Consider the following 12,272-nt stretch of genomic DNA (forward strand, 5'->3'; position numbering starts at 1 on the left):
GCAACCACAGGGACTGAGACGATGCTGCCGAACCTGACCCCCGACATGGACCTCGCCGCGGAACTCTTCGCCGGCCTGCGCGCGGGGAGCGCAGACGGGGAAGGGGTGACGCGCGAGGCCTACGGCCCCGGCGAACGCATGGCGCATGCGCTGGTGCGCGACGCCGCCGACCGGATCGGGCTGGAGAGCCGGACGGATGTCGCGGGCAATCTCTACATGACCCTGCCCGGGGCGGATCGTTCGGCGAAGCAGATCATCATCGGCAGCCATCTCGATTCCGTCCGCCAGGGCGGCAACTACGACGGCGCGGCGGGCGTGCTCTCCGGCCTCGCCGCGGTGGCGGGGATGAAGCGCGCGGGCTTCGTGCCCGGGCGCGACATCACCGTCATGGCGATCCGGTCGGAGGAGGCGGGGGCCTGGTTCCCCGTCTCCTACCCCGGCAGCCGCATGTCGCTCGGTCTGTTCAAGGCGGATGGGCTGGAGATCAGGCGGCAGGATTCGGGGCGAACCCTTGCCGACCACATGCGCGAGGAGGGCTTCGACCCCGACGCCGTGGCGCGCGGGGAACACGCGCTCGGCCCGCACAACGTCGCCGGCTATCTCGAACTGCACATCGAGCAGGGGCCGGTGCTGGACAGCGAGGAAGTGCCGATCGGCATCGTCACCGGCATCCCCGGCAGCCGCCGCCTGCGCCAGGGCCGCGTGGTCGGCGAGTACAACCATTCCGGCGCGACGCCGCGCAAGTACCGGCGGGACGCGGCGGCGGCGCTGGCCGAACTCGTGCACCGCATGGACGAGGAATGGTGCCGGCTGGACACGATGGGCCATGTGCTGGTCTCCACCTTCTGCACCATGGCGACGACGGCCGAGGCCGGCTTCACCAAGATCGCCGGCGAGGCGACCTTCCAGCTCGACGTGCGCAGCGTCAGCCCGCACGCCTGCGACCTGATGTTCGAGGCGCTGCACCGCTTCATGGCGGAGATCGAGGCCCGCCACGGCGTGCGCTTCGACCTCGGCCCCGAGACCGGCAGCCGCGCCGCCATCATGGACGAGGGCATCCGCGCCGGGCTGAAGCGCGCCGCCGAGGCGCTCGGCATCGCGCATCTGGAGATGGCCTCCGGCGCCGGCCATGACGCGGCCGCCTTCGCCGAGGCGAGGATCCCGTCGAGCATGCTTTTCGTGCGCAACCAGAACGGCAGCCACAACCCGAAGGAGGACATGCGCATGGAGGACTTCGCCGCCGCCTGCGCCGTCGTCCAGCGCTGGGCGGCAGAGGCGGCGCAGTAGGGGGCGCATGCGCGACCTGCGATCGCTCGAGACCGTCATCTGGGTGGTCCGCCTCGGCGGCTTCCGGGCCGCCGCGGCGAAGCTGAACACCACGCAGTCGGCGATCTCGGCCCGCATCGGGCAGTTGGAGAAGGAACTCGGCGTCCGCATCTTCCAGCGCGGCCCGCGCGTGACGCTGACCGCGGAGGGCACTGCCCTGCTGCGCTACGCGGAACAGATGGTCGATCTGCGCGAGGAGATGCTGCGCGCCATTGCCGACCCCGCCGCCATGCGCGGCCTGCTGCGCATCGGCGTCTCGGAAACCCTGGCGCATACCCTGCTGCCGCGCCTGGTCGAACGCATCGGCGCGGCGCATCCCGGCATCGTGCTGGACATGGTGGTGGACATCACCCCGGCGCTGCGCCAGAGCCTGGCGGCCGGGCATATCGACGTCGCCATGCTCGCCGGCACGGTGGAGGACCCGCGCGTGGTCAACCAGCCGCTCTGTTCCTACCCGCTCGGCTGGCTGGCGAGCCCGTCGCTCGGCCTGCCGGAACGCCCGCTGCGCCTCGCCGAGCTGACGCGCTGGCCGATCCTCAGCTTCTCCCACGATACGGAGGTCTCGGCGGAGTTGCGCCGCTGCTTCGCAGAGGCGGGGGGGCCGGGGGTGCGGCTGTGGGGCAGCACCTCCATCGCGACCATGGCGGAACTGGCCCAGGCCGGCGTCTGCATCAGCGTCATGCAGGTGGTCGCAGCGGAGCGGGAGATCGCCGCCGGCACCTTGCGCATCCTGGAAGTGGCGGATGTCGCCCTGCCTGCCGTGGACTTCCACGTCAGCTATCTGCGCAAGCCGGACAGCCACCTCTCGGCGACCATCGCGGGGCTGGCGCGGGAGCTGGCCGGACCGCCCGGCTGATTTTTTCGATCACCCCGATCCAAATTCCGCGTTCGACAGTCGGGGCGCGAAGGGTTGGAATGCCTGCCCGACCGAGGAGGCCCCGCATGGACCACAATCCCGTGCAGCATGAGACCGGCTGGGACGTCCGCCAGCGCATCCGCCGTGGCGAATGGCCGCACCCGACGGGCGGCATGGCGCCCGGCTATGTCCAGGCGAACCTCGCCATCCTGCCGCGCGATCTCGCCGCCGATTTCCAGCGCTTCTGCGCCCTGAACCCCAAGCCCTGCCCGTTGCTGGCGAGTTCCGAGCCGGGCGACCCGACCCTGCCGAGCCTCGGCCGCGACATCGACATCCGCACCGACATCGGCACCTACCGCGTCTGGCGGGATGGGGTGATGGTGGGGGAGGTGCACGACATCCGCGACCTCTGGCGCGACGATCTCGTGGCCTTCCTGCTCGGCTGCTCGCATTCCTTCGAGGAGGCGCTGCTCGCCGACGGCCTGCCGCTGCGCCACATGGAACAGGGCAGGGCGGTCCCGGTCTACACCACCAACGTCCCGACGGTGCCGGCGGGGCCGTTCCATGGGCCGCTGGTGGTTTCCATGCGCCCCTTCGCCCCGGCGGATGCCATCCGCGCCATCCAGATCACCTCCCGCTTCCCCTCGGTGCATGGCGCGCCGGTGCATATCGGCAAGCCGGAGATGATCGGCATCGCCGATCTCGCCAAGGTTGATGCCGGCCAGGGCGTCGACATGACGGAGGACGAAATGCCCGTCTTCTGGGCGTGCGGGGTCACGCCGCAGGCAGTGGTCGCGGCGACCAGGCCGCCCTTCTGCATCACCCATGCGCCCGGCTGCATGCTGGTGACCGACCTGGTGAATTCGCGCCTCGCCGTCTTCTGATCCCGCCCGGCGCGCGGTATGCACCGGCACGCCATATGCAATCCCGCGTCTCACGACCTCCGGATTTTCAGGACAGCATGACATCCGACACGGCCAATGCCCGCCTTGCCGTCGATATCGGCGGCACCTTCACCGACCTCGCCATCGAGAAGGGCGACCAGCGCTGGACGGCCAAGGTCCTCACCACGCCCCATGCGCCGGAACAGGGCGTGCTGGAAGGCGTGCGCCAGGTGCTCGCCAAGGCGGCGATGGCGCCGGGTGACCTCGCGCTGCTCATCCACGGCACGACGCTCGCGACGAACGCGATCATCGAACGCAAGGGCGCGAAGACCGCGCTGCTGACGACCGAGGGCTTCCGCGACGTCCTCGCGCTGGCCAACGAGGCGCGCTACGACCAGTACGACCTCAACATCGACCTGCCGCAGCCGCTGGTGCGCCGCCGCTGGCGCCTGCCGGTGCCGGAGCGCCTCGACAACACCGGCAAGGTGCTGCTGCCGCTGGACGAGGACGCGGTGCGCGCGCATGTCGCCTTCCTGCGCGAGGAAGGGATCGAGAGCCTCGCGATCGGCTTCCTGCACGGCTTCGTCAATCCGGCGCACGAACAGCGCGCCGCCGCCATCGTGCGCGAGATGTGGCCGGAGCTGCCGGTCTCGCTGTCGAGCGAGGTCTCGCCCGAGATGCGCGAATGGGAGCGCTTCTCCACCACCGTCGCCAATGCCTATGTCCAGCCGCTGATGGCGAGCTACCTCGGCCGGCTCGAGGTCGGGCTGCGCGCGGCGGGCCTGGCCTGCCCGCTGTTCCTGATGCTCTCGGGCGGCGGGCTGACCACGATCGAGACGGCATCGCGCTTCCCGATCCGCCTGGTGGAATCCGGCCCGGCGGGCGGGGCGATCTTCTCGGCCTTCGTCGCGAAGCAGCGCGGCTTCGACAAGGTGCTGTCCTTCGACATGGGCGGCACCACGGCGAAGGTCTGCCTGATCGACGATTTCCGCCCGCAGGCGAGCCGCACCTTCGAGGTCGCGCGCGTCGGCCGCTTCAAGAAGGGCTCCGGCCTGCCGCTGCGCATCCCCGTCATCGAGATGGTGGAGATCGGCGCCGGCGGCGGATCCATCGCCCAGGTGGACAGCATGGGCCGCATCCAGGTGGGGCCGGAATCGGCAGGCGCCGATCCGGGGCCTGCCTGCTACGGCCGCGGCGGCACGCATCCGGCGGTGACGGATGCGAACCTCGCGCTCGGGCGCTACCAGCCGGAGCTCTTCGCCGGCGGATCGCTGCCGCTGAAGCCGGAGCTCTCGCGCGCGGCGCTGGCCGAACATGTCGGCGGCAAGCTGGGCCTGTCCGCCGACATGGCCGGCCTCGGCGTGGTCGAGATGGTGGACGAGAACATGGCGAACGCCGCCCGCGTCCACGCCATCGAAAGCGGCAAGGGCTATGACGGGCGCATCGTCATCGCCTTCGGCGGCGGCGGGCCGGTGCATGGCTACCGCGTCTGCGAGAAGGTCGGCGTGAAGCGCATGCTGGTGCCCTCCGGCGCCGGCGTCGGCTCCGCCATCGGCTTCCTGCGCGCGCCGGTGGCCTACGAGGTGGTGAAGTCGCTGTATCAGCGCTTCGGCTCCTTCGACCTCAAGGCGGTGAACGGCCTGCTGGCGTCGATGTCGGCGGAAGCGACGAAGGTCGTCTCCGAAGGCGCCTTCGGCCAGCCGGTCGAGGAAACCCGCATCGCCTACATGCGCTATGTCGGCCAGGGCCACGAGATCTCCGTGCCGCTGCCGCCGCGTGCGCTGACCGAGGCCGATGTCGCCGAGATCCGCGCCCTCTACGACAGCGAATACACCCGCTTCTATGACCGGCCGGTGCCGGGATCGGATGTGGAGATCCTCTCCTTCGCCGTCACCGTCCGCACGGTGGAGGCGCATGTGGAACCGGCCGCGCCGGTCGCCGACGGCGCGCCGCCCAAGCCCATCCGCCACCAGATGGTCCGCGACACCGCGACCGGCGAGGTGACGGAATGGCCCGTCTACGACCGCGAGCACATGTCCCCCGGCGCGCATGTCGCCGGCCCCGCCATCGTGGCGGAAGCCGAGACCAGCACGCTGATCGGGCCCGGCTGGACCTGCCGGATGGATGGGCTCGGCTATCTCGACCTGACGCAGGAGGCCGCGTGATGAGCAAGGAAACAGGCGCACTCGCGCAGATCCAGCGCCAGATCCAGTGGAACCGCCTGATCGCGGTGGTCGAGGAACAGGCGCAGACCATGATCCGCACCGCCTTCAGCACCACGGTGCGCGAGGCGGGCGACCTTTCGGCCGGCATCTTCGACCTGGAAGGCCGGATGCTCGCCCAGGCCGTGACCGGCACGCCGGGCCATGTGAATTCCATGGCGGAATCGGTCGGGCACTTCCTCAAGAAGTTCCCGGCGCATGTGATGAAGCCGGGCGACCACTACATCACCAACGACCCCTGGCTCGCCACCGGCCACCTGCATGACCTCACCGTGGTCACGCCGGCCTTCCGCAACGGCAGGATCGTCGGGCTGTTTGCCAACACCGCGCACATCATCGACATCGGCGGCCTCGGCATGGGGCCGGAAGGGCGGAGCGTCTTCGAGGAAGGCCTCTACATCCCGATCGTGAAGTGCTTCGACCGCAACGTCCCGAACGAGACCTTCTTCGACTTCATCCGCGCGGGGTCCCGCACGCCGGTCGAGCTGGAAGGCGACATCTACTCGCTTTGCGCCTGCAACGACGCCGGCGCGAAGCGGCTCGTCGAGATGATGGACGAGTTCGCGATGGACAGCCTCGACGAGCTCGGCGGCTACATCTTCGACGCGAGCACCCGTGCCACGCTGGCCGAGATCGCGAAGCTGCCGCGCGATACCTACCGTGCCGAGATCAAGTCCGACGGATACGAGGCGCCGGTCACACTCAAGGCGGCGATGACGATCCATGACGATCGCATCGTGGTGAATTTCGCCGGCACCTCCGGCCTGTCCAACCGCGGCATCAATGTCCCACCCGCCTATTGCCGCGCCTATGCCTGCTTCGGCATCAAGTGCGTGGTCGCGCCGGAAGTGCCGAACAACTGGGCGAGCCTGCTGCCCTTCCAGATGGAGATCCCGGAAGGCTGCATCCTCAACGCGCCGCATCCCTATCCGGTGTCGGTGCGCCACGTCGTCGGCCAGCTCCTGCCGGACCTGATGATGGGCTGCCTGCACCAGGCGGTGCCGGAACGGGTCAATGCGGAAGGCTCCTCGGCCCTGTGGAACCCGCCGCTGCGGGGTGGCTCCCAGGTGTCCGGCCAGGCGGCGGAGACCGAGGATTTCGAGATCATCACCTTCAACTCCGGCGGCACCGGCGCGCGGCCGACCAAGGACGGGCTCGACGGCACGGCCTTCCCCTCCGGCGTGCGCACCATGCCGGTGGAAGCCACCGAGAACGTCGCGCCGGTGATCTTCTGGCAGAAGCAGCTCCGCCCGGATTCCGCCGGCGCCGGCCGCACCCGCGGCGGCTTCGGCCAGGTGATGGAGATCGGCGCCAAGGGCGACGCCGAATTCGCGGTGAACGCCATCTTCGACCGCGTCGCGAACCCGCCCAAGGGCCGCGACGGTGGTGGGGAGGGTGCGGCCGGCTGGGTCGGGCTGAACGACCCGAACGGCACCGTTCTGCGCACCAAGGGCTTCCAGATCGTCCCGAAGGGCAAGCATCTGCTGCTGAAGCTGCCCGGCGGCGGCGGGATGGGGGACCCGAAGGAACGCGACCCCGATCTGGTGAAGCGCGATGTCGAGGATGGGCTGGTGAGCCTGGAGGCGGCGCGGGCCGTCTACGGCTTCAAGAGTGGCTGACGCCTACCCAAGGCTGGTGTTGCAGGACGACGACGGCGGGCAGGTGCTGCCTGCCGTCTCGCTTGTCGGCACCGGTCGGAATGAAGCGTGGCTCAGGGATTTTCTGCTGCAACATCCCTCCGCGCTGCCGGCGGGCGAGATCGATCCGGCCTTCGATCAGCCCGTCGCGATCTGCTCGGAGTTGCGGACGCCCGCCGGCCCCGCGGATGCGTTCTTCGCCAATCGTCACGGGCAACTGATCCTGGTCGAATGCAAGCTGTGGCGGAACCCTCAGGCGCGTCGCGAGGTCGTGGGCCAGATCCTTGACTACGCGAAGGAGCTCACACGCTGGGGCTACGGTGAATTGCAGGCGGCCGTATCGCAGCGATTGGGCACCGGTGGACAGAACTCGCTCTTTCGCCAGGTCGCCGAACGGCATCCCGACCTCGAAGAGGCCCGCTTCGTCGATGCTGTTTCGTCGAATCTCCAGAAGGGACGGTTTCTGCTGCTGGTCGCCGGTGACGGCATTCATCCGACCGCGCGGGCCATGTCCGAGTACCTCCAGGAGCACGCGGCGCTACGCTTCACGCTCGCGATGGTCGAGATGAAGGGATACGCGCTACCGGATGGCCGCTTGCTGGTGCAGCCGCGCCTGCTGATGCGAACGGAGGAAGTCGAGCGCACGGTCTTTCGGGCCCTGGAGGCCGCCGGCGTGCAAGGCGATGCGTCACAGCCGGTTGCCGAGGACAATGGATCCGTCCTGGATGCGGAGGAAGGATTCTCCTACGAGGCGGACAAGGCCTTCTGGACGGCCTTTGAAGACCGGGTGAAGTTTGACGATCCGGACCAACAGATTCCGCGACGGAAGGGCCCGAGCAGCGCCCGGGCGAATGTCCTCACCCCTGACGTCTGGCTCAACGTGTATCGTTCACGCGGCGACGGAACGATCGGCGTGGTGCTTCGACTCCGCGGCAAGGCAACTGGCCTCCAGCTCTACGAGCGTCTTGCTGCGGACGCCGATGCGATCGAGGCCGAACTGCACGAGCGATATGGGAACCTGTCGCTGAACTGGCGAGGTTGGCAGGAGGACCGCAATACGGCGGCGGTCAGCATCCAGCGAGAGGAACGCTTCGACGCCGGAAGCACCGAACGGCATCTTGCCTATCTCACCGAGGCTGCATCAGCCATGATTGCGGTGTTCCGTCCGCGCCTTCGAGTGCTCCTGGACGGCGGTGCATAGCCGGGCCCGAAGCCATACGGTTCCCGCACCCTCGGTGCTCGTCACGCAATCTGCAGCTCCTGCAGCGACTGCTCCAGTTCCTGGAACGACGGCATGTGCCCGCTCGGTACCATCTTCCGTCCCGTCTCCACCGCCACCTGCGGCGCGTTGCCGTGCAGATGCGCCACCAGTACGGCGCGGATCACCTCGAAGTACTTGCTTTCCTCATCGACCACGCCCTTCAGCCGTGCCGCGAAGGGGCCCATCAGCCCATAGGCCAGCAGCACGCCCAGGAAGGTGCCGACCAGCGCGCCGCCGATCATCTTGCCAAGCACCGCCGGCGGTTCGTCGATCGAACCCATGGTCTTGATCACGCCCATCACCGCCGCGACGATGCCGAGCGCCGGCAGCGCATCCGCCATGGACTGCATGGCGTGGGAGGGGTGCATCTCCTCCTCCTTGATCTTCTTGAGCTCCCTCGCCATCACGTCCTCGATCTGGTGCGGGTCGTCGGCGTTCATGCCGACCATGCGCAGGTAGTCGCAGATCAGGTGGACCACGTGGTGGTCCGCGGCGATGCGCGGGAACTTGTTGAAGGCGGCGCTTTCCTCGGGCTTCTCGATATGCGGTTCGAGAGCCATCGGTCCCTTGGTCTGCGCCAGGCGCACCAGGTAGTAGAGCAGGCTCAGCAGATCCATGTAGTCCTGCCGCCTGTACTTCGCCCCCTTCAGCAGCTTCCCGAACCCGCCGCCGACATGCTTCAGGTCGGCGATGCTGTTCGCCATGACCAGCGTGCCGATCGCCGCGCCGCCGATGATGGCGAATTCGAAGGGCAGCGCCTTGAGGATGATGTCGAGCTTGCCGCCGGCGGCGATGTAGCCCCCGAAGACGCAGGCGAGCAGGAAGCCGAAGCCGGCGAGCGAGGTCACGGGCGGTCCTCCTGCGCCTCACGCAGCAGCGTGATGGAGACGCGGCGATTGGCGGCGGCCGTCGGCTGGTCGGGCAGCAGCGGGTCGCGGTCGGCATGGCCGCTGACGCTGCGGATGCGCCCCTCGGCGAGCCCCGCTTCGACCAGCAGCCGGCGTGTCACGTTCGCCCGCTCGGCCGAGAGGTCCCAGTTGCTGCGGTCCCCACCGCCACGGAAGGGCGTCGAATCGGTATGGCCGGAGATCGCGACCGGGTTGGGCAGGCGCGCGGCGGCCTGCGCCACCCGCGCCAGCAGCGCGCGGGCACGGTCGTTCGGCGCCGTGCCGCCGAGCGCGAACATCGGCTGACGTTCGGCGTCCACGAGCTGGATGCGCAGCCCCTGCGGCGTCTGTTCGACGAGGAGCTGGCGGGCCAGGTCGGCGAGTGCCGGATCGGTCGCGACCGCCTCCCGGATCTGCTCGGCGACCCGGTCGAAGGCCTCGCGCTCCCGGCGGGCGAGCTCGCGCCGCAGTTCGGCCTCGCCCAGCGCCTCGGGCCGGGCCTCGGGGGCGGGGGCCTCGGCGGGGCCGCCGCGCGGGGGCTCGGGACCGGCCTGCGCGCCCGGGGGCGTCGCGGCGACGAAGCGCGACACCTCCGCATCCTCCCGCCCCTCGGGGCCTTCGCGATGCGGTTGCGGGCGGGCGATCGTGTCGCTGTCGTCCTCCTCGATGTCCATCACGACCGGAAGCGTCCCGGGCTGGATGGTCATGGCGCCCTGGGTCGAGGTCGAATTGCCGTCATCATTCGGCGTCCGCCCGCCGAAGGGCTGGCCGGAGCCGGAGACCGAGCGCGCCAGCAGGTTGGTCGGCGCGAAATAATCGGCCAGCCCGCGGCGCTGTTCCTCGGTGGTGGCGTTCAGCAGCCACATCAGCAGGAAGAAGGCCATCATGGCGGTCACGAAATCGGCGTAGGCGACCTTCCACGCGCCGCCATGGTGGCCGTGCTCGCCGCCTTCCTCGCGGCGGATGATGATCGTTCCGCCGCCGTTGCCCTTCGCCTTGCCTGCCATCGCCGTCAGGATGCCGCAGCGGTGCTGACCACTTCGCTAACCGCGGAGATGTACGCCGCGTGACACCGGGCGGGGCCTATGGTTTCGTCGCCTGCGATGGATCTGCCCAGCCCCAGCTTTGCGGGCGCCGCCCAGACGGCGCCACTCGTCATCTACCGCCCGGCACGGCAGACCGTGCCGGTCGTCTTCGCGTCGCCCCATTCCGGCCAGGCCTATCCGGCCGAGTTCCTGGCCGAGGCTCGCATTTCCCCGCCCGCGCTGCGGCGAAGCGAGGATTCCTTCGTCGACGAGCTTTTCGCGGCTGCCCCTGCCCATGGCGCGCCGCTGCTCGCGGCGACGTTTCCGCGGGTCTGGTGCGATGTGAACCGGGAGCCCTGGGAACTCGACCCAAGCATGTTCGACGGGCCGTTGCCGCCCTGGGTGAACACCTCCAGTCCCCGCGTCGGCGCCGGCCTCGGCACCATCGCGCGCATCGTCGCGACCGGGGAGCCGGTGTACCGTCGCCGGCTCTCCTTCTCCGAGGCGGAGGCGCGCATCCGTGGCTGCTGGGAGCCCTACCATGCCGCGCTCGCCGAACTGATCGCCACCACCCGCGCGCAGTTCGGCTTCTGCCTGCTGATCGACTGCCATTCCATGCCGGCGCATCCGGCCCAGGCGGCCAACCCGCCGGACATGGTGCTGGGCGACGCCCATGGCACGGCCTGTGCCCCGCGTGCGACGCGGCTGGCGGAGGAGGCGCTGATCGGCCTTGGCTATCGTGTCCGCCGCAACGACCCCTACGCCGGCGGCTACGTCACGCGCCACTACGGGCGGCCGAGGGAAGGCGTGCACGCGCTGCAGATCGAGGTCGCGCGGGCGCTGTACATGGATGAGGCGCGCATCCAGCGGGGCGCTGGCTTCCGGCGGCTGACGGCGGACCTGACGAGGCTGATCGCCAGCCTCTGCGCGACGGATTGGTCCTTCCTGCGTTCTTGATGCACCGCACAAAAGCGTAGCAACGCCTTCTCCGCGGTCCGCAAAAAAAGAAGGCGGTGCCCGAGGGCACCGCCAAGTTTAGGGAGGAAACGTCCAAGAAAGACAGCGGAAGGCAACGCCTTGCCGCTGCGAGACGGAATTTAGGCGTCGACCAGCGCATGTGCAAGAGGATTTTTGCGGTGCAGCAAAAATGACGCGACGCAGCATGCTGATGAATGTTTATTGCGTGGCATGGGGTTTGCCGTGCACATCGCTATGCATCGCCGATTCCTGCGCCACCTGCCGGGCCTTCCAATTCTTCTCATCGCCTTCGCGGCCGCCTCGCGGATCGCCGGCGCGAGCCCAGCCGCACCTGCGGATCCGAGCCAGCTTTGTCGTGCGGCCATCGCAGTCGCCGAACGCGAGCGCGGCATTCCTGCCGGGTTGCTCCAGGCGATCGGCCGCGTCGAATCCGGCCGCCGGGATCCGGCGACCGGCCGGGTCGCGCCGTGGCCCTGGACCATCAACGCCGAGGGCCGCGGCATCTACTTCCCGACGCGGGAGGCAGCGATTGCCGAGGTGCGGCAATTGCAGGCCCGCGGCGTCCGCCTGATCGACATCGGCTGCATGCAGGTGAACCTGCACCACCATCCGACGGCCTTCCCGACGCTGGAGGAGGGCTTCGACCCCCTCGCCAATGCCCGCTATGCGGCGCGGTTCCTCAATGAACTCCAGGACGTGCGGCAGGACTGGGCACGTTCGGCGGGAAACTACCATTCCAACACGCCGGAGCGGGCGGAAGGCTACCGCAGCCGCGTCCTGGCGGCCTGGGCGGACGAGCAGGGGCGGCCCGGCATGGATCCGGCCGCGGCCCTGGCGGCGCTGGCAACCGCCCGCATGACCGGGGCGCCCGGCCTTGCCAACGGCGCGGATCGGGCTCGGGTGATCCCGCTCGCCGCTTCCGTTCGGGCGGCGCCGGGGCGCGGACTCGATGCCTACCGAGCTGCGCCGATCATGATGGTGGGGCGCCCGATGGCTGCCGCCGCGCCGGCGCGCGCCACCACCACGCCGGTGCCGGCGCGTGGCTCGCCGGCCTTCTTCCTGTTCCGCGGCCCGGGCTGATACGAACGGCCCTTTGGAATGACCGGTGAGGGCGGAATTGGAGGGGCTCTGCCCCTCCAAGCCACCCCGCCAAAGGCCCGAGGCCTTTGGAAACCATCATCTGGTGCCGAGCGGTT

10 protein-coding genes are annotated in these 12,272 nt (G+C 69.5%); 8 read left to right on the forward strand and 2 right to left on the reverse strand.

Annotated features, from left to right (window positions below; translation table 11 throughout):
- The first annotated feature begins 21 nt into the window (after positions 1–21).
- The 6 genes from GXW74_RS07055 to GXW74_RS07080 all read left to right on the forward strand — a co-directional run bounded on the left by GXW74_RS07055 (position 22) and on the right by GXW74_RS07080 (position 8,126).
- Positions 22–1,287, forward strand: coding sequence for a Zn-dependent hydrolase (locus tag GXW74_RS07055; protein WP_211845775.1), 1,266 nt, complete (start codon positions 22–24; stop codon positions 1,285–1,287).
- Positions 1,288–1,294: 7 nt separating this feature from the next.
- A complete protein-coding gene (locus tag GXW74_RS07060) occupies positions 1,295–2,182 on the forward strand; it encodes a LysR family transcriptional regulator (RefSeq protein WP_211845776.1) in 888 nt (295 codons plus the stop codon).
- Positions 2,183–2,268: 86 nt separating this feature from the next.
- A complete protein-coding gene (locus GXW74_RS07065; protein WP_211845777.1) occupies positions 2,269–3,066 on the forward strand; it encodes a putative hydro-lyase in 798 nt (265 codons plus the stop codon).
- Positions 3,067–3,143: 77 nt separating this feature from the next.
- Positions 3,144–5,231, forward strand: coding sequence for a hydantoinase/oxoprolinase family protein (locus GXW74_RS07070; RefSeq protein WP_211845778.1), 2,088 nt, complete (start codon positions 3,144–3,146; stop codon positions 5,229–5,231).
- The gene (locus GXW74_RS07075) at positions 5,231–6,907 is read left to right on the forward strand and encodes a hydantoinase B/oxoprolinase family protein (protein ID WP_211845779.1); all 1,677 of its coding nucleotides are present in this window, start codon (positions 5,231–5,233) and stop codon (positions 6,905–6,907) included. The genes GXW74_RS07070 and GXW74_RS07075 overlap by 1 nt, the downstream gene beginning before the upstream one ends.
- On the forward strand, positions 6,900–8,126 hold the full coding sequence (locus GXW74_RS07080; RefSeq protein ID WP_211845780.1) for a PDDEXK family nuclease: 1,227 nt from the start codon (positions 6,900–6,902) through the stop codon (positions 8,124–8,126). The genes GXW74_RS07075 and GXW74_RS07080 overlap by 8 nt, the downstream gene beginning before the upstream one ends.
- Before the next feature lie 41 nt (positions 8,127–8,167).
- On the opposite strand, the gene motA is transcribed toward GXW74_RS07080, so the two are convergent.
- Together motA and GXW74_RS07090 are read right to left on the reverse strand one after the other, a co-directional pair.
- Positions 8,168–9,034: a flagellar motor stator protein MotA gene (motA, locus tag GXW74_RS07085; protein WP_211845781.1), complete on the reverse strand. Its 867-nt coding sequence runs from the start codon at positions 9,032–9,034 to the stop codon at positions 8,168–8,170.
- The gene (locus tag GXW74_RS07090; RefSeq protein ID WP_211845782.1) at positions 9,031–10,080 is read right to left on the reverse strand and encodes a flagellar motor protein MotB; all 1,050 of its coding nucleotides are present in this window, start codon (positions 10,078–10,080) and stop codon (positions 9,031–9,033) included. Before GXW74_RS07090 ends, motA begins: the two co-directional genes overlap by 4 nt.
- Positions 10,081–10,176: 96 nt before the next feature.
- On the opposite strand from GXW74_RS07090, the gene GXW74_RS07095 reads away from it, so the two are divergent.
- Both GXW74_RS07095 and GXW74_RS07100 read left to right on the forward strand, forming a co-directional pair.
- Complete coding sequence (locus GXW74_RS07095; protein WP_211845783.1) at positions 10,177–11,055, forward strand: N-formylglutamate amidohydrolase; 879 nt, start codon at positions 10,177–10,179, stop codon at positions 11,053–11,055.
- 255 nt (positions 11,056–11,310) lie between these two features.
- Positions 11,311–12,156 (forward strand): transglycosylase SLT domain-containing protein, encoded by an 846-nt coding sequence (locus GXW74_RS07100; protein ID WP_211845784.1) that lies wholly within the window; start codon positions 11,311–11,313, stop codon positions 12,154–12,156.
- Positions 12,157–12,272 lie beyond the last annotated feature (116 nt).

Source organism: Neoroseomonas eburnea, assembly GCF_018129005.1.
GTDB lineage: Bacteria > Pseudomonadota > Alphaproteobacteria > Acetobacterales > Acetobacteraceae > Neoroseomonas > Neoroseomonas eburnea.

Bases quoted from the DNA above. Each gene is read 5' to 3' on its own strand.
- GXW74_RS07055 (WP_211845775.1), top strand. From the start codon at position 22: ATGCTGCCGAACCTGACCCCCGACATGGACCTCGCCGCGGAACTCTTC.
- GXW74_RS07060 (WP_211845776.1), top strand. From the start codon at position 1,295: ATGCGCGACCTGCGATCGCTCGAGACCGTCATCTGGGTGGTCCGCCTC.
- GXW74_RS07065 (WP_211845777.1), top strand. From the start codon at position 2,269: ATGGACCACAATCCCGTGCAGCATGAGACCGGCTGGGACGTCCGCCAG.
- GXW74_RS07070 (WP_211845778.1), top strand. From the start codon at position 3,144: ATGACATCCGACACGGCCAATGCCCGCCTTGCCGTCGATATCGGCGGC.
- GXW74_RS07075 (WP_211845779.1), top strand. From the start codon at position 5,231: ATGAGCAAGGAAACAGGCGCACTCGCGCAGATCCAGCGCCAGATCCAG.
- GXW74_RS07090 (WP_211845782.1), bottom strand. From the start codon at position 10,080: ATGGCAGGCAAGGCGAAGGGCAACGGCGGCGGAACGATCATCATCCGC.
- GXW74_RS07095 (WP_211845783.1), top strand. From the start codon at position 10,177: ATGGATCTGCCCAGCCCCAGCTTTGCGGGCGCCGCCCAGACGGCGCCA.
- GXW74_RS07100 (WP_211845784.1), top strand. From the start codon at position 11,311: ATGCATCGCCGATTCCTGCGCCACCTGCCGGGCCTTCCAATTCTTCTC.